This is a genomic window from Rhodococcus sp. OK302 (assembly GCF_002245895.1).
GTDB lineage: Bacteria > Actinomycetota > Actinomycetes > Mycobacteriales > Mycobacteriaceae > Rhodococcus_F.
This window is the reverse complement of record NZ_NPJZ01000001.1, coordinates 3,110,161-3,134,350: the sequence shown is the minus strand read 5'-3', so window position 1 is coordinate 3,134,350 and position 24,190 is coordinate 3,110,161. Positions and strand designations below refer to the sequence as shown.

Annotated in this window: 22 protein-coding genes; 7 read left to right on the top strand and 15 right to left on the bottom strand. The window is 63.7% G+C overall.

Annotated elements, in window-relative coordinates; genetic code table 11:
- The first annotated feature begins 32 nt into the window (after positions 1-32).
- Complete coding sequence (locus BDB13_RS14395; RefSeq protein ID WP_094272233.1) at positions 33-1,166, top strand: PQQ-dependent sugar dehydrogenase; 1,134 nt, start codon at positions 33-35, stop codon at positions 1,164-1,166.
- Between the two features lie 58 nt (positions 1,167-1,224).
- Here the strand turns inward: BDB13_RS14395 and gatB are convergent, their stop codons facing one another.
- The 4 genes from gatB to BDB13_RS14375 form a co-directional block, all read right to left on the bottom strand.
- The gene (gene gatB, locus BDB13_RS14390; RefSeq protein ID WP_094272232.1) at positions 1,225-2,736 is read right to left on the bottom strand and encodes an Asp-tRNA(Asn)/Glu-tRNA(Gln) amidotransferase subunit GatB; all 1,512 of its coding nucleotides are present in this window, start codon (positions 2,734-2,736) and stop codon (positions 1,225-1,227) included.
- 25 nt (positions 2,737-2,761) lie between these two features.
- The gene (locus tag BDB13_RS14385; protein WP_094272231.1) at positions 2,762-3,793 is read right to left on the bottom strand and encodes an ATP-dependent 6-phosphofructokinase; all 1,032 of its coding nucleotides are present in this window, start codon (positions 3,791-3,793) and stop codon (positions 2,762-2,764) included.
- A 78-nt stretch (positions 3,794-3,871) separates the two neighbouring features.
- A complete protein-coding gene (locus BDB13_RS14380; RefSeq protein ID WP_094272230.1) occupies positions 3,872-4,534 on the bottom strand; it encodes a response regulator in 663 nt (220 codons plus the stop codon).
- A 9-nt stretch (positions 4,535-4,543) separates the two neighbouring features.
- Positions 4,544-5,677, bottom strand: coding sequence for a sensor histidine kinase (locus BDB13_RS14375; protein WP_094274920.1), 1,134 nt, complete (start codon positions 5,675-5,677; stop codon positions 4,544-4,546).
- Between the two features lie 231 nt (positions 5,678-5,908).
- Here BDB13_RS14375 and BDB13_RS14370 point away from each other — a divergent pair, with 231 nt between their 5' ends.
- Together BDB13_RS14370 and BDB13_RS14365 are read left to right on the top strand one after the other, a co-directional pair.
- Positions 5,909-6,538 (top strand): hypothetical protein, encoded by a 630-nt coding sequence (locus BDB13_RS14370; protein ID WP_094272229.1) that lies wholly within the window; start codon positions 5,909-5,911, stop codon positions 6,536-6,538.
- The gene (locus BDB13_RS14365; protein ID WP_094272228.1) at positions 6,535-7,842 is read left to right on the top strand and encodes an alpha/beta-hydrolase family protein; all 1,308 of its coding nucleotides are present in this window, start codon (positions 6,535-6,537) and stop codon (positions 7,840-7,842) included. The genes BDB13_RS14370 and BDB13_RS14365 overlap by 4 nt, the downstream gene beginning before the upstream one ends.
- Positions 7,843-7,897: 55 nt before the next feature.
- Here BDB13_RS14365 and gatA read toward each other — a convergent pair whose 3' ends face one another.
- Complete coding sequence (gatA, locus tag BDB13_RS14360; protein WP_094272227.1) at positions 7,898-9,376, bottom strand: Asp-tRNA(Asn)/Glu-tRNA(Gln) amidotransferase subunit GatA; 1,479 nt, start codon at positions 9,374-9,376, stop codon at positions 7,898-7,900.
- On the bottom strand, positions 9,373-9,672 hold the full coding sequence (gene gatC, locus BDB13_RS14355) for an Asp-tRNA(Asn)/Glu-tRNA(Gln) amidotransferase subunit GatC (protein WP_003944747.1): 300 nt from the start codon (positions 9,670-9,672) through the stop codon (positions 9,373-9,375). The genes gatA and gatC overlap by 4 nt, the downstream gene beginning before the upstream one ends.
- Before the next feature lie 255 nt (positions 9,673-9,927).
- Here gatC and BDB13_RS14350 point away from each other — a divergent pair, with 255 nt between their 5' ends.
- Positions 9,928-10,578: an ACT domain-containing protein gene (locus tag BDB13_RS14350; protein ID WP_094272226.1), complete on the top strand. Its 651-nt coding sequence runs from the start codon at positions 9,928-9,930 to the stop codon at positions 10,576-10,578.
- A gap of 15 nt (positions 10,579-10,593) precedes the next feature.
- Here the strand turns inward: BDB13_RS14350 and BDB13_RS14345 are convergent, their stop codons facing one another.
- From BDB13_RS14345 to BDB13_RS14305, 9 genes are all read right to left on the bottom strand, one after another.
- Complete coding sequence (locus tag BDB13_RS14345) at positions 10,594-11,082, bottom strand: GNAT family N-acetyltransferase (RefSeq protein WP_094272225.1); 489 nt, start codon at positions 11,080-11,082, stop codon at positions 10,594-10,596.
- 53 nt (positions 11,083-11,135) lie between these two features.
- Complete coding sequence (ligA, locus tag BDB13_RS14340; protein WP_094272224.1) at positions 11,136-13,235, bottom strand: NAD-dependent DNA ligase LigA; 2,100 nt, start codon at positions 13,233-13,235, stop codon at positions 11,136-11,138.
- A 46-nt stretch (positions 13,236-13,281) separates the two neighbouring features.
- Positions 13,282-14,304, bottom strand: a complete 1,023-nt coding sequence (locus BDB13_RS14335; protein ID WP_094272223.1) for a methionine synthase — start codon at positions 14,302-14,304, stop codon at positions 13,282-13,284.
- Complete coding sequence (gene mnmA / locus BDB13_RS14330) at positions 14,301-15,398, bottom strand: tRNA 2-thiouridine(34) synthase MnmA (RefSeq protein ID WP_094272222.1); 1,098 nt, start codon at positions 15,396-15,398, stop codon at positions 14,301-14,303. The genes BDB13_RS14335 and mnmA overlap by 4 nt, the downstream gene beginning before the upstream one ends.
- The gene (locus BDB13_RS14325) at positions 15,398-16,627 is read right to left on the bottom strand and encodes a cysteine desulfurase family protein (RefSeq protein ID WP_094274919.1); all 1,230 of its coding nucleotides are present in this window, start codon (positions 16,625-16,627) and stop codon (positions 15,398-15,400) included. The genes mnmA and BDB13_RS14325 overlap by 1 nt, the downstream gene beginning before the upstream one ends.
- A gap of 52 nt (positions 16,628-16,679) precedes the next feature.
- On the bottom strand, positions 16,680-17,453 hold the full coding sequence (locus tag BDB13_RS14320) for a lysophospholipid acyltransferase family protein (RefSeq protein ID WP_254922821.1): 774 nt from the start codon (positions 17,451-17,453) through the stop codon (positions 16,680-16,682).
- Between the two features lie 92 nt (positions 17,454-17,545).
- Positions 17,546-18,376 carry a GNAT family N-acetyltransferase gene (locus tag BDB13_RS14315; RefSeq protein ID WP_094272220.1) on the bottom strand — a complete coding sequence of 277 codons (831 nt, stop codon included), beginning with the start codon at positions 18,374-18,376 and terminating at the stop codon, positions 17,546-17,548.
- A 136-nt stretch (positions 18,377-18,512) separates the two neighbouring features.
- Positions 18,513-19,469, bottom strand: coding sequence for an electron transfer flavoprotein subunit alpha/FixB family protein (locus BDB13_RS14310; protein ID WP_094272219.1), 957 nt, complete (start codon positions 19,467-19,469; stop codon positions 18,513-18,515).
- A 48-nt stretch (positions 19,470-19,517) separates the two neighbouring features.
- Entirely contained in the window at positions 19,518-20,318 is an 801-nt protein-coding gene (locus tag BDB13_RS14305) for an electron transfer flavoprotein subunit beta/FixA family protein (RefSeq protein ID WP_094272218.1), read from the bottom strand.
- Positions 20,319-20,568: 250 nt separating this feature from the next.
- On the opposite strand from BDB13_RS14305, the gene BDB13_RS14300 reads away from it, so the two are divergent.
- Genes BDB13_RS14300 through BDB13_RS14290 form a run of 3 tightly spaced genes read left to right on the top strand, consistent with a single transcriptional unit; the run spans position 20,569 to position 24,169 of the window.
- Positions 20,569-21,363, top strand: a complete 795-nt coding sequence (locus tag BDB13_RS14300; protein WP_254922820.1) for a class I SAM-dependent methyltransferase — start codon at positions 20,569-20,571, stop codon at positions 21,361-21,363.
- 29 nt (positions 21,364-21,392) lie between these two features.
- Positions 21,393-22,928 (top strand): 1,4-alpha-glucan branching protein domain-containing protein, encoded by a 1,536-nt coding sequence (locus BDB13_RS14295; protein WP_094274918.1) that lies wholly within the window; start codon positions 21,393-21,395, stop codon positions 22,926-22,928.
- A complete protein-coding gene (locus BDB13_RS14290; RefSeq protein WP_094272216.1) occupies positions 22,925-24,169 on the top strand; it encodes a glycosyltransferase family 4 protein in 1,245 nt (414 codons plus the stop codon). Before BDB13_RS14295 ends, BDB13_RS14290 begins: the two co-directional genes overlap by 4 nt.
- Positions 24,170-24,190 lie beyond the last annotated feature (21 nt).

Genomic DNA, 24,190 nt, shown 5'->3' with positions numbered 1-24,190 from the left:
GGACATGCCATCTGTTACGTAACGTCTTCCCCATGACTACGGGTGGGCGCAGAACGTCGATTGCATGTGCCGTGACAATGACCACCCTCCTTCTGGGTGGTTGTGCGCATTTCGACGAGTCGACCACAACCCCGTTCACCCCGGAACCTGTCCAGCAATCCGTAGTCGACGTCCAACCACAAAATCCACCGCCGTCGACAACCGAGACGCCAAAACCTCCGTCTGGCCCCCTTGGTCCGTGCCAGGATCCCGACCCATCCGTCATCGCGACGTGTCTCGACACCACCGGCGGGCTCCTGACCCTGCCCGACGGAAACTCAGGTCTGGTCGCCGAACGCCGGACCGGCCGAATCATGCAGGTCGCCCCGGGGCAGACACCCGTCGAGGTGGCCAAGATCGACGTCGACGGTAGTGGCGACGGAGGGCTTCTCGACATCGCACTCTCCCCAACCTTCGTCGAAGACAACCTGATCTACGCGTACGTCACGACGGGCACCGACAATCGGGTGGTCCGAATCGCCCCGGGAGACACTGCCAAGGAAGTGCTCGGCGGAATTCCCCGCGGCGCCAACGGCAACGGCGGATCACTCGAATTCGCGGCACCCGATCAATTGATGGTATTGACGGGAGATACCGGAAACCCTGGCGTCGCAACAGATCCCGGATCTCTGGCCGGAAAGCTGCTTCGGGTGCGGTCGTTGAGTCCGTCGCCGACCCCGCCGCGCCCTGAGGTCGTGTTGTCGGGAATCGGCAACGGCGGAGGCGTCTGTGTCGATCCCGGCATCGCAACGTGGGTCACCGATCGCACCGCACTCGAAGACCGTCTCCAACGTGTGGGCGCCGACGGAATCGTTACGACGCCGGCTTGGACGTGGCCGGATCGCCCCGGAGTGGGCGGCTGTGTTGCTTCTCGAGGCGTGGTGGCGGTGGCATTGGGCGCCGGCAAAGCTGTCTCGTCTCTCGCCTCCGATCCCGGCACGGGAGCAATCACCGCTGCCCCGGGGACGGTCGCGAAGGATACGTACGGTCAACTCGGCGGCCTGGCCGTCGGATCAGACGGGTTGCTGTGGGTGAGCACCATCAACAAGACCGCGGGCGAACCTGGCCCCAATGACGACAGGGTAGTGAAGATTCCCATGCCGAGCGGAGGCGGCGGGATCGACTGAAAAGCACTGATGCCCGGCCGAATTGAATCGGCCGGGCATCAGCACTACGTATGCGGGACTAGCTGCAAGCCTCGATGACAAGTTCCTTGACGCGCGCTGCGTCGGCCTGTCCGCGGGTGGCCTTCATGACGTCGCCGACGATCTTTCCGGCAGCCTGAACCTTCCCGCTACGGATCTTGTCCGCGATATCGGGGTTGGCGGCCAGGGCCTCGTCGACGGCAGCCTTGAGCTTGGTTTCGTCGCGCTCGACAACCAGTTCCGGATGCGCGGCAACAACCTGCTCCGGATCGCCCTCTCCGTCGAGGACGTGATCGACAACCTGGCGGGCAACCTTGTTGTTGAGCTTGCCACTGTCGATCAGTGCCACGACCTGAGCGACCTGCGTCGGCGTGATCGGCAGTGCGCCGAGTTCGACGCCGCGGGCGTTGGCCTGCTGGGACAGGTACGACAGCCACCAGGAGCGCGCAGCTTCAGGCGACGCGCCGGCTTCGGTGGTGGCAATCACCAGATCGATTGCACCGGCGTTGACGAGGTCACGCATGACCTCGTCGGAGATTCCCCAGTCCTTCTGGATACGCGCACGGCGGATCCACGGAAGCTCGGGCAGGGTTCCGCGCAGTTCTTCGACCCACTCTGCGCTGGGCGCAACAGGCTCGAGGTCCGGCTCGGGGAAGTAGCGGTAGTCCTCAGCGGTCTCCTTGCGGCGGCCGGCCGAGGTGGTTCCGTCAGCTTCCTGGAAGTGGCGGGTTTCCTGAATGATCTCGCCGCCGGCGTCGAGTACCGCCGCCTGACGACGCATCTCGTAGCGAACCGCGACCTCGACGCTCTTGAGCGAGTTGACGTTCTTGGTCTCGGTGCGAGTTCCCAATTCGGTGGCGCCGATCGGCATCAGCGAAATGTTGGCGTCGCAACGCATCGAACCCTGGTCCATGCGAACGTCGGAGACGTCGAGGGACTTCAGCAGATCGCGCAGCGCGGTGACGTAGGCGCGGGCAACTTCGGGAGCGCGCTCTCCGGCGCCGTGGATGGTCTTGGTGACGATTTCCACCAACGGAACACCGGCACGGTTGTAGTCGAGCAGCGAATGGCTGGCACCGTGGATGCGGCCGGTCGCGCCACCCACGTGGAGGGACTTACCGGTGTCCTCTTCCATGTGGGCGCGCTCGATGTCGACGCGCCACGTGGTGCCGTCGTCGAGCAGAACGTCGAGGTAGCCCTCGGTGGCGATCGGCTCGTCGTACTGCGAGATCTGGTAGTTCTTGGGCTGATCCGGGTAGAAGTAGTTCTTGCGCGCGAATCGACCCCACGGGGTGATCGAGCAGTTGAGCGCAAGGCCGATCCGGATGGCGGACTCCACGGCGGCGGCGTTGACCACCGGCATGGATCCGGGCAGGCCCAGGCAGACGGGGCAAACCTGGGTGTTGGGTTCGGCACCGAACTCGGTGGGGCACGGGCAGAACATCTTGGTAGCGGTGCCGAGTTCTACGTGCACCTCCATACCCATCACAGGCTCGTACTTGGTCAGCACTTCGTCGTAATCGAGGATGTCGGGCGCATCGACAGCAGTCATGGCTACTAGTTTATGCGCCGGACGCTCAGCCGAAGAATGCGGCTGCCTCCTCGTATCGCTCCTTGGGCACGGTCTTGAGTCGGCGGGTCGCCTCCTCGAGCGGAACCAGGTCGATCGACGTGCCGTGCAGGGCCACCATATTCCCGAAATCACCACGATGAGCGGCGTCGGTGGCATGGACTCCGAAGCGTGTCGCGAGGATGCGATCGTGCGGTGTCGGGGTGCCGCCGCGCTGAATATGGCCGAGAACCGTCGTCCGAACTTCCTTACCGATCCGACGCTCGATCTCGTTGCCCAACTGCTGAGCGACGCCGGTGAAAATCTTGTGCCCGAACTCGTCGATGCCACCTTCACGCAGAGTCATCGATGCCGGATCGGGCATCGCACCCTCCGCTACGACGCAGATGAAGTGCGAATCGCCGCGTTGGAAACGCTTCTTGACCATCGCGCACACTTCGTCGACGTCGAACGGCTGCTCGGGAACCAATGTCAGGTGTGCACCGGAAGCCAAGCCGGCCTGCAGAGCGATCCAACCGGCGTGGCGGCCCATGACCTCGACGAGCATGACGCGCTGATGCGACTCCGCCGTGGTGTGAAGTCGGTCGATGGCGTCGGTAGCCACAGCCAGCGCGGTGTCGAAGCCGAAAGTGACGTCGGTGCAGTCGATGTCGTTGTCGATTGTCTTGGGAACACCGATGACTGGCACTCCGCTGTCCGACAGCCAACTTGCCGCCGTCAGGGTTCCCTCGCCGCCGATGGGGATCAGGACATCGATCCCGTTGTCGTCGAGGGTCTGCTTGATCTGATCGAGCCCGGCACGCAATTTATCGGGATTGACGCGTGCGGTGCCGAGAATGGTTCCGCCGCGCGTCAGGATCCGGTCGATGCGATCGTCCGCGGCCAGTGGAACCTTGCGATCTTCGAGAAGTCCCCGCCAACCGTCACGGAATCCGACAACCGAACTCCCGTACCGACCCGCTGACGTCCGCACGACAGCCCGGATCACTGCGTTCAGGCCCGGGCAGTCACCGCCACCTGTGAGTACTCCGATTCGCATTGTGACTGCACCTCTCGCATTGACTGATTGTGAAACCCGTGCGGTTCCATCTTCCCCCAGCGGCCACGTCGCTGCAGGCTATCGCGGCGTAACGAGGCCACTTTCGTAGGCCAGCACGACAGCCTGGGCGCGATCTCTCAGATCGAGTTTCGAAAGGACCTTGCCGACATGCGTTTTGACCGTCTGTTCCGCAACGAACAACTTTTCCGCGATCTCCGTGTTGGACAATCCGCGAGCGATCAATTCGAGCACTTCGCGTTCGCGTGGAGTCAAGGCATCCAGTGCCGCTGGACGCGTTCGAGGCGTCGCACGACGGCTTGTCACGTCGGCGATGAGCCTGCGGGTGACCGTCGGCGCCAACAGGGCCTGGCCGTCGGCGACCACCCGGACCGCCCGGATGAGTTCCTCCGCCGGTGCGTCCTTGAGCATAAAACCGCTTGCACCGAGGCTGAGGGCTTCGTAGACGTAATCGTCGATGTCGAACGTGGTGAGCATGAGAACTCGAACCGGCGGTTCCCCACCGGCGGCAAGGATGAGACGCGCGGCCTCGAGTCCGTTCATCTCCGGCATGCGAACGTCCATCAGCACCACATCCGGGCGCAACCTCGCGACCTCGGCTACGGCTACCTTGCCGTTCGGTGCGTCACCGATCACGCTGATATCCGGTTGTGCGGAGAGGAGGGCTCCGAACCCTTGTCGAACCATCGCTTGGTCGTCGGCAATGAACACTGTGATGGGCACTCCGACAGCCTAGGCCGGGGTGACCGGCAACTCGGCTCGGACCTCGAACCCTCCGTCGTCTCGCTCGTGTGTCAAGAGCGTGCCGCCGACGGCCGCGGCGCGCTCGCGCATTCCCCGGATTCCGTTGCCGCCGCTGGTTTCCTGCACTACCGGAGCCTTCTCGGCCGTATTTTCGTTGTCCACCCGAATACTCACCGAGGTAGGACCGAAGGACACCGCCACGTCGATTTGCGCACCTGGTGCGTGCCGCGCGGCATTGGTGATCGACTCCTGAAGAATTCGGTACACCACCAGCCCCGTCGACTCCGACACTCTCGAGCGGTCCCCGTTGATGTTCCACGACAACGGAATACCGGCACGGGAGCTTCCCGCCACAAGCTCGTCGAGCTGATCGACACCTGGTTGCGGCGCCGTCTGCGCGGTTTCACCGTCACTACGGAGGACGCCCAACAATCCGCGGATCTCGTTGAGTGCAGCTCGCCCGGTCTCACCGATCGAATCGAACTCTGCCCGAATCTCCGGAGTCACGTCGGCAAGACGGTAAGGCGCACTTTGCGCTTGCACCACCACCATCGACATGTGGTGGGCGACGATGTCGTGCAGGTCCCGAGCGATGCGAGCCTTTTCCTCCAACACCGTTCGGCGTGTGCGTTCGAGTTCACTGACCTCTTCCTGCTCGGCCAACTGTCGACGCGATGCAACGAGTCGGCGAATCAGCAGGCAGAAGACAACGAGCGCGGTCAGACCGACCGCCCAACCGGCACCGTCACTTCCGGGTGTCTCCGCGAAGAACAGGAGGGCAGTCGATATGGCGGCCACCGCGACAACCTGCAACGGCGCGGTCAGGCTCACCGCCGTGAGCAGCGCCAGAATGACGAGGATGTGCACAACCTGCCAGGGATACTCGTAGCCGACCTGCAGGTCGAACACGTGCGGAATGACCAACGCAGATACTGCTGAGATTGCCCACCCCAGAGCAGGATTCAAACGGATCAACACAAACGGAAACGCGGCCAATGCAGCAATGAACGGCTGAATCGGCGGCGCAACCACATGCGTGAGGTGCAGGGTTGGCCACGCGATGGTAAAAAGAATGAGCGTCACCACGATGATTCCCACATTCCAGAACTGATCGCGCGTCATCTTTCTGGTTGCCGCCGCGACGCGCTTGGAGGTCTGGCTCGCTCTGTTCCTTCTGACCGTGATCACCCGTCAAGCCTAGGAAGTGTCGCGCCGAAAGTCGTCATACCTCAGAGTGAGATACCACTACCTCCGAAGTATCAGAGTGCACGGGTTTCTCACTCCGATGTCTTCGGATAAACCACACTGCGGAGCGATGTCGGCGCGGACTGCCCGCTCATAGCGTCAGTCAGCATGCGGATCACACGAGCAGCACTGGCGCTGGCAGCAGCTGCAACCATGACGTTGACGGCGGGATCGACTATCGCGCGGGCTACCCATCAAGAGAACCACGCTGCGGCGCAAGCTGTTGCGGCCGTGACAACGGACGGTGTGGCCACCGTGCCGTCGGACTTTGCCGAGTTCTCCGGCTACTCCCCCGTCGTCGTCGACGGGTACCTCGCCAATCCGAACGGCGATTGCTCGTCACCGATCCCGCTACCCGACGAGTTCGATTCGGCCTGCAAAGCACACGATCTCGGCTACGACCTCTTGCGCTACGCACATTCTCGCGGCGCCGAACTGGGCCCGTGGGCGCGTCAGGCCCTCGACGGCCAACTCGATCGCCGGATGCACGACGCCTGCGACGGTCGGGTTTCTCCCGCCTCCCGGTCCTATTGCTTCTCGATGGCCGATATTGCAGCTACTGCGGTCAACGGGAACTCGTGGCGTCAGAACTATCTGACACCGGTGACGGAATCCGGGTTCGAATACGGCACTGCTGGCGTTCTGGGCGCATCAGTATTCGCTTTCAGTGTCCTGCGTTCACGGCGGGTGGATCCGTCCGACAGCTTCTTCCTGCCGACGAAAGCGGTTGCAGCATGAGCGTTCTGAATGCATCACAGTCTTCTGCCCTCACCCGAATCTCCTCGCTGGCAGTACCCCGCGTCTCGACTTCGCTAGCGGTGGCTTCGATGTCCGTCGTGTCACTTGCCCCCGGACTACTCCCGAGATCGGCACTACTTCAAGGGGTGTTCAGCGGACTGCTCGTCGCAGTGGGACTCCTTGTGATGTGGGCATTTTCGGCCATCTCACGCAAGGTGACGCCAGAACGAGTCCAGGCCCGATTCGACGAACGATCCTGGCGCCTAGGTGCATTCGGTGTGGGAGCAGCCGCAACCGCCGTCGCGACCCTTGCCGCTGCCGGTTGGCAGAACTCACTTCGGGCAGCGATGAGCGTCCCGCCGATCGGAATCCTGTACTGGGCCGAAGCCGGATGTGTTGCTGCACTCACCGTATTGATTCTCGGCCTGGCGGTATCGGTAGTGCGAAAAGTACTGCACCGTCTGGGTTTTGCCCGAGCCGTCACGACTGCGGCACTGTTCGTCTTCGGACTCCATCTTGCCGTCGGGAGCATCAGTCCTGCAGGAGCTGTCCACACCGCAGCATCTCAGTCGCCGATGTCCGAAGGGCAAAAGTTTCTTGCGTCCGGAACTGACTCGGTACGTGTGTATGCCGACTTGGATTCTGCACCGGACGCCTCGTCACGTGCGACTCTCGCAGTCGACGAACTCGATCGGGTCGGCGGATTCCATCGCGAGGCAGTAGTGGTGGCCATTCCCACCGGCTCCGGGTGGATCGACACCCACGCTGTCGACGGCATCGAGCAGCGGTTCGGGGGCAACGTCGCGATAGTCGGCCAGCAGTACTCCGCCGCACCCAGTTGGGCAGCATTTCTGTTCCAGCGCAGCGACGCCGAGGAATCTGCTCGGGCGCTGTTCACTGCCGTCGGCACACACATTGCCGCGATGCCGGTCACCGAGCGACCAGATCTTTTTCTCTACGGACAGAGCCTCGGCGCAGTGGGCGGCAGTGCCGCTCTCGCGGCCGCGAATCCAACTAAACCCTGCGATGTTCTCTGGGCCGGACCACCGGCCGGCGCAACGGCATTGGACGGTGTGACCGTTCTCGCAAATACTTCCGACCCGGTGGTGTGGTGGTCACCTGACCTTGTCACGCAGCGCCCCGACCTCAGTCGAGCGGCTGCGGACGCTCCAACCCCGCCATGGATTCCGGTGGTCAGCTTCCTGCAAACAAGCATCGACATGCTCGTCTCGCTCGATGTCCCGGCCGGACACGGCCACCGCTACGGAACACAGCAAGGTACCGAATTGGCATCCTGCTCCTGAAACTGCTGTGCGCCTTTATTAACCGCGGGGGGTTAATAAAGGCGCACAACAAAAATCAGACTGCGGTACCGATCAGGCCGCGAGCTGCTTCGTACGCCGCACCGACGCGGTACAGACGCTCGTCAGCCATGGCCGGAGCCATGATCTGCAAGCCCACCGGCAGGTTGTCGTCAGCCGAGAGTCCCGAAGGAACCGACATCGCGCAATGCCCGGCCAGGTTGGTCGGCAGGGTGCAGAGGTCGGAAAGGTACATCGCCAACGGATCGTTGACCTTCTCCCCCAGCTTCCACGGGGTGAACGGGCTGGTCGGCGAGACCAGAACGTCGACCTGCTCGTAAGCCTTGTCGAAATCGCGGGCAATCAACGTACGAACCTTCAGAGCCGAGCCATAGTAGGCGTCGTAGTAGCCCGAAGACAGTGCGTAGGTGCCGATCATGATGCGACGCTTGACCTCTGGACCGAAGCCGGCCGCACGGGTGGCTGCCATGACCTGGTCGGCGCTCATGTTGCCGTCGTCGACGCGCATGCCGTAACGCATGGCATCGAAGCGAGCGAGGTTGGAAGAAACCTCACTGGGCAGCACCAGGTAGTACGACGCGAGCGCGTACTCGAAGCTGGGGCACGAGACCTCGACAACCTCGGCGCCGAGAGCCTTGAGCTGCTCGACTGCGGCATCGAAGGATGCGATGACGCCGGGCTGGTAGCTGTCGGAGTGCAGTTCCTTGACGACGCCGACCTTCACGCCGCGCAGGTCGCCGTGAGCGCCTTCACGGGCTGCAGCGACAACCGGGCGCACGGGTGCATCGATGGACGTGGAGTCACGGGGATCGTGTCCGGCGATGACCTCGTGCAGCAGCGCGGTATCGAGAACCGTACGGCCACAGGGGCCGCCCTGATCCAGCGACGAAGCGCAGGCGATGAGGCCGAACCGTGAAACGGTTCCGTACGTCGGCTTGGTACCCACGGTTGCGGTGACAGCTGCCGGCTGACGGATGGATCCGCCGGTATCGGTGCCGATGGCCAGCGGAGCCTGACGCGATGCGAGTGCTGCAGCGCTGCCGCCGCCCGAGCCGCCAGGGATACGCGTGACGTCCCACGGGTTACGCGTCGGACCGTACGCGGAGTTCTCGGTGGACGAACCCATCGCGAACTCGTCGAGGTTGGTCTTGCCGAGGATCGGAATTCCCGCGGCGCGAAGCTTGGTCGTCAGGGTCGCGTCGTACGGCGCTACCCAGCCTTCGAGGATCTTGGACGCACAGGTCGTCGGCATATCCGTCGTGGTGAAGATGTCCTTGAGAGCGATCGGGACACCGGCGAGCGCCGACGCGGGTGCGTTTCCGGCGGCCAACGAGGTGTCGACAGCTGCAGCAGCTTCGAGTGCCTGCTCGCCCGCAACGTGCAGGAAGGCGTGGTACTCGGAGTCGACGGCACTGATGCGATCGAGGTGCGCCTGAGTGACCTCTACCGAGGACACCTCACGCGAATGGATCTTCTCGGCCAGAACTGAGGCGTCCAGCGTGGTCAGGTCGGTCATTCGCCTTCTCCAAGGATCTGCGGAACCGCGAAGCGATCCTGTTCGACTGCGGGTGCACCCGACAACGCCTGCTCGGGGGTCAAGCCCGGCACGATGACGTCCGGACGGGTGACGTTGGTGACGGCGTTGGGGTTCGCCATGGGCGGAACATCGTCGGCGGCAACCTCGGTGACCACCTTGACGTGGTTGAGAATCGAATCCAACTGGCCGGCGAACTCATCGAGTTCGGCGTCGGACAGGGCGAGTCTGGACAGCCGCGCGAGGTGCGCGACCTCGTCACGGGAGATGGCAGGCACCGCGGGGCCCCTTTCGGAAGAGGACGTAAACATTGCCGGTCCAGCCTAGTTCCTCGGCCCCGCAGACCTGTAGTCGCGCCCAGGGTGTCCCCCGCCACGCAAGGAATCAGGCGAATTGTTTCGGGCGTGTCACAACCGTGTACTGCTGGTGTGACAGGGCCACGGCGCTCACCACAGTGCGTGTGACAAGTGCAAAGATGACTATTGCGCGGGCCGTCACGGCTCGGGCGTGAACCGAAAGCGAAAGGGACGAACGTGTCGTACCTGCTCCGCGTCAGTCTGCCCGACCGTCCCGGTAGCCTCGGCGCACTCGCCGTCGCGCTGGGTTCCGTCGGAGCCGACATCCTCTCCCTCGATGTCGTGGAGCGAGGCGACGGTTTCGCGATCGACGACCTTGTTGTCGACGTCGAACCAGGGGCACTCCCCGACACTCTGATCACTGCGGCCGAGCACCTGCCGAATGTGACGGTCGATTCGATTCGTCCGTATGCCGGAATTCTCGACACACACCGCGAACTCGAACTGATCGACTCCGTGGCCACCGCCAAGGACGACCGACTCCAAGTTCTGGTCGACGGCGCCCCGCGCGTACTTCGGGTGGGCTGGTGCGTCGTTGCTGACCTCGGTCCGCAAGGTGCTTATCGTGTGGTCGGAAGCTCGGGTGCACCGGAAACTCATGCCACCGACATCCCGTGGATGCCCTTGGAGAAGCCCACCGCACTCGACGGCCAAGCCGACTGGGTACCCGAGGTCTGGCGCACCATGGACACCACTCTCGCCGCTGCACCTTTAGGCAGCGGCGGACGAGTTCTGATGCTCGGACGCCCGGGCGGGCCGGAATTCCGGCCGTCGGAAATTGCGCGACTGGGCTATCTCGCCGGGATCATCGCAACCGTCCTGGGCTGAACCGTTCCAGCCCGTTCAGACCAGTTCGCGTACCAGCACAGTCAGTTCCATGCCCTTGACCGGTTCCCAGTCCCGCTCCGGGTCGTGGACAAAGCCGTTGCGGTCGTAGATACGACGCGCATCGACCATCTCGGGTTGGGTCGACATGACTACCGATTGATCTCCGCGGTCGTAGGCCTCGGCGATCACGGCACGCACCAACGCTGTTCCGGCGCCCGTGCCGCGGGCGTCCGGTGAGACTGCCAGCATGCGGAATTCGAGTTCGCCGGATTGCGCGACGTCCGCAAACGGCGTTCCGGGTTCGGCCAGTGTGAGCGATCCGACAACACGATCTCCGAGAAGCGCAACCAAGACCCGGCCTTGCTCGGCCCGAGTTGCCGTGTCGCGCAGACTCTCTACGTACGGTGATCCGTCGTCGACAAATCCGCCACCGACGTACGCCTGCACAGTCAGTTCCCCGACGGTCTCGAACTCATTGGGGAGAACTTCACGAATCTCGATCATGGCGTCACTATCGCACCCATCGTGCCGAACTCGGAAATCGCAGGACGCCTGTCCTACCCATCCAATTCGGTAGGTGCGACGGCGTCGGGACCGCCCTCGAGCAACCGCCGGAAACCGTCCTCGTCGAGTACCGGCACACCCAATTCAACAGCTTTGTCATGTTTGGAACCGGGTGCTTCGCCGACAACGACAAACGCAGTTTTCTTCGATACCGACCCGGCCGCTTTACCGCCCCGCACGAGGATCGCTTCCTTCGCCTGATCGCGCGAGAACGTCTCGAGAGAACCGGTGACAACGATCGAGAGGCCTTCGAGGTTGCGCGGAATGGAGTCGTCGCGCTCGTCTTCCATACGCACTCCGGCGGCCGCCCACTTGTCGACGATCTGCTGATGCCAATCCACGGTGAACCACTCGACAACTGCGGCGGCGATCGTGGAACCGACCCCGTCGACAGCTGCAAGCTGATCCATCGATGCTTCCCGAATGCGTTGCAGCGAACCGAATTCCCCCGCCAGCGCTCGCGCAGCGGTAGGACCGACGTGCCGAATCGACAGTGCCACAAGCACTCTCCACAATGGCTTGTCTTTTGCCGAGTCCAGGTTGGCCAGCAAGCGTTTTCCATTGGCGGACAATGATCCGGCATTCGTCCGGAAGATCGGAACCTCGATCAGTGTGTCTGCGTCGAGCGAGAAGAGATCGCCTTCGTCTTCGATCGCCTTCGCTTCGAGGAGCCCCGCTGCGGCCTCGTATCCGAGCACCTCGATGTCGAAGGCGCCGCGGCCGGCAACGTGAAAAACACGCTCGCGTAGCTGCGCGGGGCAATACCGCTGATTGGGGCAACGCACGTCGACGTCGCCTTCCTTGGCGGGTGCCAACTCCGTGCCACACTCGGGACACTGTGTCGGCATGACGAACTCACGCTCGGTCCCGTCCCGAACATCGACGACCGGACCCAGCACCTCGGGAATGACGTCGCCGGCCTTACGCAACACCACGGTGTCACCGATCAGCACACCTTTGCGCTTGACCTCGGAACCGTTGTGCAGCGTGGCCAACGACACAGTGGAACCGGCAACCGTGACCGGTTCCATGTACGCGAAGGGCGTCACACGGCCGGTGCGGCCGACGCTGACGCGAATATCGAGGAGCTTGGTCGTGACCTCTTCGGGCGGATACTTGAACGCGATTGCCCATCGCGGCGCACGAGAGGTGGTGCCGAGCCTGCGATGCAGTGACATCTCGTCGACCTTGACCACCAGGCCGTCGATTTCGTGCTCGACGTCGTGGCGATGCTCACCCCAGTACTTCATCTTCTCGACCACGGCGTCCGCACCGACCACACGCGACGTGTGCGTGGACACCGGCAGACCCCACGCGGCGAGCGCAACATAGGCGTCGTACTGCGAAGCCGGTTCGAAGCCCTCCATGCGACCGAAACCGTGGCAGATCATGCCGAGGCGTCGACGCGCGGTGACCGCCGGGTTCTTCTGCCGTAGCGAACCGGCTGCGGAGTTGCGGGGGTTCGCGAAGGGCGGCTTACCTTCCGCGACCAGCGACGCATTGAGTGCCGCGAAGTCTTCGAGGCGGAAGAACACCTCGCCGCGCACTTCGAGGAGGCTGGGAATCGGGTACTCGTCGGAGGCGGTGAGGTACTCCGGGATGTCGTTGATCGTGAGTGCATTGAGCGTGACCAGTTCGCCGGTACGTCCGTCGCCGCGAGTAGCAGCACGTACGAGCTTGCCGTTCTCGTAGACGAGGTTGAGTGCCACACCGTCGATCTTGACCTCACAGAGGTAATGCAGATCCGGTCCGGTTTCCTGCTCGATCTTGGCGACCCAGCCGCGCAATTCGGACTCGTCGAAGACGTTGTCGAGACTGAGCATCCGCTCGAGGTGATCGACGGACGTGAAATCCGTGGTGAACCCGCCGCCCACCAACTGCGTCGGCGAATCAGGGGTACGCAGGTCCGGATACTGCTCTTCGAGAGCGTTGAGCTCACCGAGCAATGCATCGAACTCGCCGTCCGAAATGACCGGCGCATCACGAACGTAGTAGCGGAACTGGTTCTGACGGACTTCATCAGCCAGTAGCGCCCACTTCTCGCGCGCCTCGTTGGGCGCAGGCTGCACGGTTCCTTCTGCGGTTTCACTCACGGAAGAAGAATATCGGTTAGGGCCGACAGACAAGCAATGCCAGGCGTCAGAACGCCGACGGATCATCCACCATCGCCGCGCCGGCATCGGTGCACAGACGCAGCGCGGAACGGGACCACTCGAGGCCCGCCCCCGCCAGCCCACAGCGCGGCGTCACAGCCACTTGGGTCTGGAGAAGTTCCCGCGAAAATCCGAGGCGATCGATCAGCGTCACCGCCGGCATTGCGCATTCTTTCCACGTAACCGGCTTCTCGGGCTCCGCAGTGGGGACCAGTCCGAGCGCCAGTTGCTTTCCGGCGTCGAACAATTGACCGATGCCGTCCAGATCCTTCGACGAAATCAGGGACAGGTCGAAACTGACGGCAAAAGCCTTGCTACGTCGCAGAAGGTCCCACGGAAGATCGGTGCTACAACTGTGCACCATGGTCGGCAGTCCACAGCCTTCGATTGCCGAGTCCAGAATCGCCAATGCCTCCGGCTCCGGAAGTGCCGGAACGCTTTCCATCTTCGTACGTCCCGGCAGTGATCCGGCCAGAACGGCAGTCATCTGTGGTTCGTCGAGTTGAATGATCACGCGGGCACCGGTCCGCCGAGTCACTTCGGCAGCGTGACGGGCCAGGCCCTCACCGAGAGATTCGGCGATGTCGCGTAGCGCGCCGCGGTCAACCAGTACGCGTGAGCCGTTCGCGACTTCGATCTCGGCGCCGAGCGTTAACGGCCCGGCAGCCTGCAGCTTGATCACGTGGTCAGCGCCGACCAGCCTGGCGTTTTCCCAGGCTTCCTCGAGGGCATCCAGATCCTGGTTCAGAAAGTCTTCGGAACGCTTTGCGATGTTTCCACGACGAGGCACGACGCGATAGGACCGCGTCGACGCGTCGAGGTTGATGTCGACGAGGATCCCGCCGGTCCGGCCGACCATGTCGGCACCGAGTCCGCGAGCCGGTAATTCCACCAGGTGTGGAAAGTCGCCCAGTTCACCGAGAATGGTGGCGGCGCTTTCGCGGGCATCCGTGCCCGGCCAGGATCCGATTCCGGTGACGAGGCCCCCGATGGAAACCGGCTGTGTCACAGTGTGTTCGGTTCCGATTCGGTTCCGGCGATGGTGCCGCTGCCGAGAACCTCATCGCCCAGTTCACTGTCGGGGCGGTAGAGAACCACGGCCTGACCCTTGGCAACTCCGGTCAACGGCTCACGCAGGGAGATAGTGATGCCACCGTCGACGGCCTCGGCAACAGCCTTCGCCAATCCGCCGTGCGCACGAACCTGCACCGTGCACTCGATCGGCCCGACGGGCGTCTGACCCGACGTCCAGATCGCACGCTGGGCGGTAATTCCCCACACGTCCAGGTTCTTGGCCGAACCGACTCGGACAGTTCCGGTTTCGGGTTCGATCGACGTCACGTACCGAGGACGTCCGTCCACTGCCGGACCTTCGACGCCCAACCCCTTGCGCTGACCGATGGTGAATCCGTGCACGCCGTCATGCGCGGCGAGAACCTCGCCGGAGTCTGCGTCGACAACGCTTCCCGGACGAACACCGATCCGGGCACCGAGGAATGCTCGTGTGTCACCGGTCGGGATGAAGCAGATGTCGTGGCTGTCCGGCTTGTTCGCAACGGCGAGTCCGCGCTCGGCAGCCTCTTCGCGGATCTGCTCCTTCGGTGTGTCACCGATGGGGAACATCGCGCGTGAAAGCTGCTCGGCCGTCAGTACTCCCAGAACGTACGACTGATCCTTGTCGGGATCGACCGCGCGGCGCAGGACGCCGTCTTCGAGACGGGCGTAGTGGCCGGTGGCAACGGCGTCGAATCCGAGTGCGATCGCACGATCCGCGAGAGCGGTGAACTTGATCTTCTCGTTGCATCGCAGGCACGGGTTGGGTGTCTCACCGGCAGCGTACGACGCCACAAAATCGTCGATCACGTCTTCTTTGAAGCGATCTGCGAAATCCCAGACGTAGAACGGTATTCCGAGGACGTCGGCAGAGCGTCGTGCGTCTCCGGCGTCTTCCTTGGAACAGCATCCGCGCGAACCCGTACGCAATGCTCCGGGCGCAGTGGACAATGCCAAATGCACTCCCACGACGTCATGGCCTGCGGCAACTGCGCGGGCGGCGGCAACTGCGGAGTCGACGCCTCCGCTCATGGCTGCGAGTACTCGCATCAGCGATCCCCTCCACGCGACACGGCGCCGGCAAGACCGGCGGCACGGGCGCGCTCTACTACTTGTGGCAGCGCTGCGAGGAGCGCATCCACATCGGTGACACTCGACGTATGTCCGAGTGAAAATCTCAGTGAGCCTCGCGCGGTCGCGGACTCGACGCCCATGGCGATCAGGACGTGGCTGGCTCGGGCTACACCTGCGGTGCAGGCCGAACCGGTGGAACATTCAATACCCGCGGCGTCGAGGAGCATCAGGAGCGAGTCTCCTTCACAGCCGGGGAAAGTGAAGTGTGCGTTGCCGGGCAGGCGATCCTCACCGCTCGGGCCGTTCAGTATCGAACCGGGCAGAATTCTGAAAACGCCGTCGATCAAGCGATCACGCAGTTCAGTCAGTTCCCTTGCACTGGAATCGAAGTGCGCAGTGTTCTCGCGGAGCGCCGCCGCCATACCGACGACGCCGGCAGTATCGGGGGTTCCCGAACGGATATCGCGTTCATGCCCACCGCCGTGCAAGAGCGGCACGCACGGAACCTGACGCCCCAGCAAGAGTGCACCCACACCGTGCGGGCCACCGAACTTGTGCGCGGCAATGCTCAGCGCCGCGAGCTTGCTCGCCGCAAAATCTACCGGCAGCTGCGCAACGGCCTGAACCGCGTCACTGTGCATCGGGATCTCGAATTCTGCTGACACCTCGGCCAATTCGAGGATCGGCATGATGGAACCGACCTCGTTGTTGGCCCACATGATTGTCACCAGCGCAACCTCGTCGGCGTGCACCGACAGCTCGTCACGCAAAGTTTGCGGGTCTACAACACCGTTCGCGTCGACAGGCAGCCACGTGACACGGGCGCCCTCGTGCTGCTCGAGCCATTCAACAGCGTCGAGAACCGCATGATGTTCCACCGAGCTTGCGAGGATTCGATTTCGCTTGGGATCTGCGTCGCGTCGGGCCCAGAAGATGCCCTTGACTGCGAGGTTGTCACTCTCGGTACCACCGGAGGTGAAAATGACCTCCGACGGACGAGCGCCCAGGCAGGCCGCGATGGACTCGCGTGATTCCTCGACGCGTCGCCGGGCTGCGCGGCCCGAGCCGTGCAGCGAGGACGCATTGCCTACGGTTTTGAAGGTATCGGTCATCGCCTCGATAGCAGCTGCCGTCATCGGTGTGGTGGCGGCATGATCGAGGTACACCGGGAATCCGGTGTGGGCACTGTGAGGCGGCAGAGTCATGGCCTGACCAGGATAGCCCAGCACCGCGCCTCACCCAGCCTCGCTTACCTCACTAAGCCGTCATCGCCGATGCCGGCGTGATCTGCGTCTCTGCCGGATCAAAAATGTCATGAGCGGCCAGGTCGATGACCTGATTGCCGCGTACCGCCCGCTCACACCGCTGCGCGAGGTCCCGTCGGCACTCGCCGGCCTCTTCCAGCGGCGCCAATCGGACCGTCACCTCGACGCCCTTCTGTCGCAGAATTCGACCGATGGACTGACCGATCGTCTCCTCTCCGACAAACGACGGTCCGGTACACAGCGTGCCGTCGGCGTTCGCGTAACGGATCGCCATGGGCTGCACCGGACACTGCGAGTCGACGGCCGCCTGGAACATCGCCGGACGAAAGCCCCCGTATGCAAGCCCGCACCACGTGGTTCCTTCCGGAAACACCATGACACGCACGCCACGGTCCAAACGCTCACGGACGGTGTTCACCACCGTGGGCAGCTCACGCAGGCGAGCGCGATCGATCGGTACGACGCGCATCCGCCTCGCCAACGATCCCAGGACCGCCCAATCCAGCAGATCCGCCCGGGCCACAAAATTCGCGGGTGCCACGGCGCTCGCCACCAGAACATCCGTCCAGGACACGTGGCCGGCAACAACCATCACCCCCGCCGGCTCGGGCCGGCCCAATCGCTGGTCGTCGACGCTCAGTTTCATTCCGAGGCACCGAAGCAGCATTCGCGAGTACGCGCGCTGCATCCGAGTTCGCCAGTGTCTGGGTAGCAACCAGCCTGCCGAGAGCACCGGCGCCGTGAACAATGCGGCAGCGACCAACATCGCACGACCTATCACCGTGATACTCGACACATGGTCAGGATTTGCCGGTAAACACCCGTCGCCGCACGGGCTCGACGGAACCCAGTGCGGGCTCACCGCGCTCGCCCTTCCTGCACTACGGCGGCGGATCGAAGACGTTCGAGGTACCGCGTGTTCGCTGATTTCAATCCCTGCAGGGCAACAAAATCCGCTACCCCGAATGCGGGATCGTAGGCCGGTTCACCGCAGATCACGGCGCCCATCCGTAGGTATCCGCGAAGCAGAGGCGGCATGGTCAGGCGCTCCGGTGCGGCAATCTCGTCGAGAGTACGTCCACCGAGCACCACGGGATTGCGAGGAACTGCCCGCTGATCCAGCGGGCCGGGGTGCTTGCTCATCACGAAGTCGCGGACAGCCCGAACGTCGGCACCCGGCACGGCACCGGGATGCGGCGTGATCGGGACGGAGACGCATCCCATCACCCAGTCGTGGCCGGTCAGTTCGAGGTACTGCAAGATTCCGGACCACATGATCCCGAGAACCGATCCGTTGCGATGCGCCGGATCAACACACGCGCGGCCCATCTCGACTACTCGATTGCCCACCGGATCCAGAGCTGAAATGTCGAATTCCGTTGCGGTGTAATACCCACCCGCTTTGATTGCGGCGTCGGGCGTGAGCATCCGGTAGCAACCGACGTAGGCACCGGTGATGTTGTCTCGGACCAGAAGGTGATCACAGAACTCGTCGAACTCATCGACGTCCAGTTCGAAAGGTGACACGGGAATCGAGAATCCGGGCTCGGCGGCAAACACTCGGTACCGAAGGCGCTGCGCGGCCACTCGATGCTCGCGGTCGGAGGAGACGATCAGGGAATATCTCGGCGCGGCGACCTCACGGCCGAGATTGTCACTCGCGGGGCGAAGGACTGACGTAATTGTCATGCGCCAGGTATATCGAGCGCGAAAGTCCGTGCGGTAGCGGCGAAGTGACGTAGCGATGCAGGTCGGGTAAATAAAGCACTGTGCGCCCTTATTAACCGCGGGGGGGCTAATAAAGGCGCACAGCAGGTTGTGCTTTTTAGCCCTTGTGGACCTTCACAGCTTCGGTGAGCTGCGGTGCGACGTTGAACAGGTCGCCCACGATGCCGTAATCGGCGATCTCGAAGATGGGTGCCTCTTCGTCCTTGTTGACCGCGACGATGGTCTTAGACGTCTGCATGCCGGCACGGTGCTGGATAGCACCGGAAATGCCGAGCGCGATGTACAGCTGCGGGGAGACCGTCTTACCGGTCTGACCGACCTGGAACTGTCCGGGGTAGTAACCCGAGTCCACAGCAGCGCGCGAAGCACCGACTGCAGCACCGAGGGAATCGGCCAGCTCTTCGACGACGGAGAACTTGTCGGCACTGCCGACGCCGCGTCCACCGGAAACCACGACGGTGGCTTCGGTGAGCTCGGGGCGGTCGCCACCGACGATGGGATCACGCGAGGTGATCTTGACGGCGCTCTCGTCCTGAGCCGGAACCTCGACGACGATCTGCTCGCCGGCTGCGGCCTGCGGAGCTGCCTCGACTGCACCCGGGCGAACCGAGTAGACGGGGACCTCGCCGTTGGCCTTGGCCTCGACGGTGAACGCGCCACCGAAGATGGAGTGGACGCCGGTGCCGTCAGCCTTGATCTCGATGACGTCGGTCAGCAGTCCGGAGCCCAGACGTGCGGCCAGACGACCGGCAACCTCTTTGCCCTCGGTGCCGGCAGCGGTGATGACTGCTGCGGGGCTGGTGGACTCGACGAGTGCGGCGAGAACGTCAACCTTGGGGGTGACGAGGTAGCCGTCGATGTCGCCGGACTCGGCGACGTAGATCTTTGCCGCGCCGGCTGCTGCCAGTGCGTCGGCCAGCTTGGCCGTGGTGCCCGCGGGACCGGCGACAACTGCCGACGGCTCACCCAATGCGCGTGCAGCGGTGATGAGTTCGAGGCTGACCTTCTTGAGCGCACCCTCTGCGTGCTCTACGAGCACAAGTACTTCTGCCATGACTTAACTCTCCCTGAGTTTTTCTGCTGGTTGTCTAGAAGGGCGCGATCAGATGATCTTGTTGCTGACGAGGTAAGCGGCGATCTTGGTGCCACCGTCTCCCTCGTCGGCGATGCGCTCACCAGCGGTACGGGGGGGCTTCGGGGTGGAGGCCGTCACGGTGGTGCCGGCGTTGGCAACACCCACGGTCTCCGGGTCGACGCCGAGGTCGGCCAGCGTGTAGACGAGAACCTGCTTCTTCTTCGCGGCCATGATGCCCTTGAAGGAGGGGAAGCGCGGCTCGTTGATCTTCTCGGTGACCGAGACGATTGCGGGCAGCGAAGCCTCGAGGCCGAAAACGCCCTCGTCGGTCTCGCGCTCGCCGGTGACCTTGCCGTCTGCGACGACGAGCTTGCGCAGCTGCGTGAGCTGCGGGATGCCCAGGTACTCGGCGATGATGGCCGGAACAGCACCGACGCGGCCGTCAGTGGCCTCGTTTCCGGCGATGATCAGGTCTGCAGGCTCTTCGTTATCGAACGTGATCTGTCCGAGTGCAGCAGCGAGGGTCCACGCGGTCTGGATGGCGTCGGAGCCGTGCAGTGCGGGGTCGTTGATGTGGACAGCCTTGTCGGCGCCCATCGACAGTGCCTTGCGGATAGCGTCGGTGGCGCGGTCGGGGCCTGCGGACAGCACCGTCACCTCACCGCCCTGAGCTTCCTTGATGAGGAGGGCTTCTTCGACGGAGCGCTCGTTGATCTCGTCGAGCACTGCGTCTGCGGCTTCACGGTCAAGGGTGTAGTCGCCGTCGGTCAGCTTGCGCTCGGACCATGTGTCGGGGACCTGCTTGATCAAAACAACGATATTCGTCATGGGTCTTTTCTCGACCTCCTGTGTGTACTTCACCTGATAAATCGTCTGAGCTGCTGCACGCAGATACGAGTGGCATCCCTTACGGATTTCTCGCCTCACGTCGGCTGTGCGTTAGATTACCTCACGCTAAGTTACCCGCCGGTAACTTAGCGTGGAACCACGTCCACCATAACCTCACGAACAGTGATTCATTGCTGTGATCTGGACCACGGTGAACACGTTCTACCCCGATGGCACTAATCTCGCACGGGTGAGTGAAACAAGTGTCAGCAACCACGAGGACGCACCCCTGCCCTTGACGGGCGAACGGACAGTGCCCGGAATCCCCGAGGAGAACTACTGGTTCCGACGCCACGAAGTGGTCTACCGCGCGCTACTCGAGCGTTGCACCGACCGTCGCGTACTCGAAGCCGGCTCCGGAGAAGGCTACGGCGCCAACATGATTGCCGACGTCGCGACATCCGTGACGGGACTCGACTACGACGTCTCGGCCGTCGAACACGTCCGTGCCCGCTACCCCCGCGTCGAGATGATTCACGGCAACCTCGCCGCGTTGCCCCTCGAAGACAACTCCGTCGACGTCGTCGTCAATTTCCAGGTTATCGAGCACCTGTGGGACCAGGGACAGTTCCTGCGCGAGTGCTTCCGTGTTCTCACTCCGGGCGGTGAACTTCTGATCAGCACCCCCAACCGGATTACTTTCTCCCCCGGCCGCGACACGCCGCTCAACCCGTTCCACACCCGTGAACTCAATGCCGACGAGATGACCGAACTTCTCGAGGGCGCCGGATTCCGCGTCGAGCTCATGACCGGTGTCCACCACGGACCGCAGCTCAAAGACCTCGACGCCAAGCACGGCGGCTCGTTCATCAACGCACAAATCGACCGTGCGCTCGCCGGCGAGCCGTGGCCCGAGGATCTGACCCGCGACGTCGAAGGCATCACCGTCGACGACTTCAGCATCAGCGAACCCGATATCGACGCGAGCCTCGACCTCGTCGCTATCGCGGTGAAGGACGCTGCTTCCCAGGACTCCGACGAGTGAGTACTGCAACACCCGTTACCGAACCCGGGATGTTCGCCCTGGTTCTGCACTCCCACCTCCCGTGGCTCGCCAACCACGGGCGCTGGCCGGTCGGCGAAGAATGGCTGTACCAGTCGTGGGCCGGGTCGTATCTGCCCCTCACCGCGGCGCTCCGACGCCTCGCCGACGAGGGTCGTTCACACCTCCTGACGCTCGGGATCACGCCGGTTCTCGCGGCGCAGCTCGACGATCCGCACTGCCTTGCCGGGATGCACCATTGGCTCGGCAACTGGCAGATCCGGGCTCACGAAGCCGCCGGCATGCCCGACGCAGCTCACCGCGAACTCGGGGCACGCGAACACCGTGCCTCGGCAGCGGCTTTGGAGGACTTCGAAACCCGTTGGCAGCATGGAGCTTCGCCGGTTTTCCGGGATCTCATCGATCGCGAAGCCTTCGAACTGCTCGGTGGTCCGCTCGCGCATCCGTTCCAGCCGCTGCTCGACCCACGCCTGCGCGCCTTCTCGCTCCGCGAGGGTCTCGCCGACGCGCACTCCCGCTGGAACCACACCCCGACCGGCATCTGGGGACCCGAGTGCGGGTACACCCCCGGCATGGAGCGCGGATACGCCGAAGCCGGCGTCACCCACTTCATGGTCGACGGACCGGCACTGCGCGGGGACACCACACTCGGCCGTCCCGTCCGCGATTCCGACGTCGTCGCCTTCGGCCGTGACCTGCAGGTCAGCTACCGCGTCTGGTCCCCCAAATCCGGCTATCCCGGCCACGCCGCCTACCGCGATTTCCACACCTACGACCACGAGACCGGCCTCAAGTCGTCTCGGGTCACGGGCCGTACCGTCGACTCCGCGGACAAGGCTCCCTACGATCCCGAACTTGCCGCGGCCGCCGTCGACAAGCATGTCGAGGACTTCGTCGAAGCAGTCCGGGACCGCCTGCGATCAGAATCGGCACGAATCGGGCGCGATGCGCTGGTAGTTGCGGCATTCGACACCGAGCTGTTCGGGCACTGGTGGTACGAGGGTCCGCAGTGGCTCGAGAAGGTCCTGCGAGCACTCCCCGAAGCGGGCATCCGCGTCGGAACCTTGAACGACGCCCAAGCCGCCGGATACGTGGGCGAGCCTGTGCAACTGGAAGATTCGTCGTGGGGCTCCGGTAAGGACTGGCGCGTCTGGGCCGGAGATCAAGTCTCCGATCTGGTACAACTCAACGCCGAAGTTGTCGACACGGCAATCAACGCTGTCGACAAATCCCGCGGCCACGACAACGCTCCTGGACGCCCGGAACTGCGAAACCGCGTCAATGATCAGGTACTTCGCGAGACACTGATGACGGTGTCAAGCGATTGGGCGTTCATGGTGAGCAAGGATTCAGCAGCGGGATACGCCCGCGAACGCGCCCACAAGCATGCCCACGCGACCCGGGAAATCTCCCAGGCCGTCGTCTCGGGCAAGGACGCGGTAGCCGAGCGCCTTGCCGACGGCTGGAACCGCGCCGACGGACTGTTCCCCGGTCTCGATGCGCGCCGCCTGCCCGATACCGAACTGTCGGCCGGGAGTGCGTCGTGAAAATTCTCATCGTCTCGTGGGAGTACCCGCCCGTCGTAGTCGGCGGACTCGGTAGGCACGTCCACCATCTCGCCACCGCCCTGGCTGCGGCCGGGCACGAGGTCGTGGTCCTCTCGCGTCGACCGTCCGGAACCGACGCGTCGACGCACCCCACCATCACGCACATCTCCGAAGGCGTACTCGTCGTCGCCGTCGCCGAAGACCCCGCGCACTTCGTATTCGGCGAGGACATGCTTGCCTGGACCCTCGCCATGGGTCACGCGATGGTCCGCGCCGGAATGGCACTGCACAAGCCTGGCGTCGGCGCCGGCTGGGTTCCCGACGTCGTCCATGCCCACGACTGGCTGGTCGCACATCCCGCGATCGCTTTGGCCGAATACTACGACGTACCACTGGTTTCCACGCTGCACGCCACTGAAGCCGGGCGACACAGCGGCTGGATCTCCGGACGCATCAACCGCCAGGTCCACTCCGTCGAATGGTGGCTGGCCAACGAATCCGACGCTCTCATAACGTGTTCGGCATCCATGGCCGAAGAAGTGACCGAACTCTACGGCCCGACGCTGCCACCGCTCAACGTCATCCGCAACGGAATCGACTTGACCACGTGGAACTTTCGCGAACGTGCACCCCGGTCCGGACCGCCGAAACTCCTGTTCGTCGGACGCCTCGAATACGAGAAGGGCGTGCAGGACGCCATCGCGGCGCTCCCACGGATCCGTCGTAGCCACCCCGGCACAACACTCTCCATCGCCGGCGAGGGCACACAATTCGACTGGCTCTCCGAACAGGCTCGCACCCATCGCGTCGTACGGGCCGTCAATTTCCTCGGCAATCTCGACCACGTCGAACTGCTGAGCTGGCTCCACGGCGCCGACGCCATAGTCCTGCCGTCGCGGTACGAACCCTTCGGCATCATCGCACTCGAAGCAGCTGCTGCCGGCACTCCGCTCATTACCTCCACTGCCGGCGGTCTGGGCGAAGCCGTCGTCGACGGGGTGACGGGAATGTCCTTCCAGCCGGGTGACGTCGCCGGGTTGACCTCAGCAGTGCGTGAGGTGCTCGACGATCCCGCCGCAACCCAGCAGCGGGCCGTCGCAGCGCGTGATCGCTTGACCTCCGACTTCGACTGGCATCAGGTCGCGGACGAAACCGCGCACGTCTATGCGGGCGCAAAGCGTCGGGTGCGCCATCCGCTGGCCCGCCCGGAAATTCCGGAGCGCCCGCTTCCCGGACGCTGAACGGGGCAATTCCCCCACCCC

Coding starts and splice junctions, on each gene's coding strand:
- BDB13_RS14385 (WP_094272231.1), bottom strand. CDS start 3,793: ATGCGAATCGGAGTACTCACAGGTGGCGGTGACTGCCCGGGCCTGAAC.
- BDB13_RS14370 (WP_094272229.1), top strand. CDS start 5,909: ATGCGGATCACACGAGCAGCACTGGCGCTGGCAGCAGCTGCAACCATG.
- BDB13_RS14345 (WP_094272225.1), bottom strand. CDS start 11,082: ATGATCGAGATTCGTGAAGTTCTCCCCAATGAGTTCGAGACCGTCGGG.
- BDB13_RS14395 (WP_094272233.1), top strand. CDS start 33: ATGACTACGGGTGGGCGCAGAACGTCGATTGCATGTGCCGTGACAATG.
- gatA (WP_094272227.1), bottom strand. CDS start 9,376: ATGACCGACCTGACCACGCTGGACGCCTCAGTTCTGGCCGAGAAGATC.
- BDB13_RS14295 (WP_094274918.1), top strand. CDS start 21,393: ATGTTCGCCCTGGTTCTGCACTCCCACCTCCCGTGGCTCGCCAACCAC.
- gatB (WP_094272232.1), bottom strand. CDS start 2,736: ATGACTGCTGTCGATGCGCCCGACATCCTCGATTACGACGAAGTGCTG.
- BDB13_RS14305 (WP_094272218.1), bottom strand. CDS start 20,318: ATGACGAATATCGTTGTTTTGATCAAGCAGGTCCCCGACACATGGTCC.
- BDB13_RS14320 (WP_254922821.1), bottom strand. CDS start 17,453: ATGTTGGTCGCTGCCGCATTGTTCACGGCGCCGGTGCTCTCGGCAGGC.
- BDB13_RS14325 (WP_094274919.1), bottom strand. CDS start 16,627: ATGACTCTGCCGCCTCACAGTGCCCACACCGGATTCCCGGTGTACCTC.
- mnmA (WP_094272222.1), bottom strand. CDS start 15,398: ATGCGAGTACTCGCAGCCATGAGCGGAGGCGTCGACTCCGCAGTTGCC.
- BDB13_RS14375 (WP_094274920.1), bottom strand. CDS start 5,677: ATGACGCGCGATCAGTTCTGGAATGTGGGAATCATCGTGGTGACGCTC.
- BDB13_RS14365 (WP_094272228.1), top strand. CDS start 6,535: ATGAGCGTTCTGAATGCATCACAGTCTTCTGCCCTCACCCGAATCTCC.
- BDB13_RS14315 (WP_094272220.1), bottom strand. CDS start 18,376: ATGACAATTACGTCAGTCCTTCGCCCCGCGAGTGACAATCTCGGCCGT.
- BDB13_RS14310 (WP_094272219.1), bottom strand. CDS start 19,469: ATGGCAGAAGTACTTGTGCTCGTAGAGCACGCAGAGGGTGCGCTCAAG.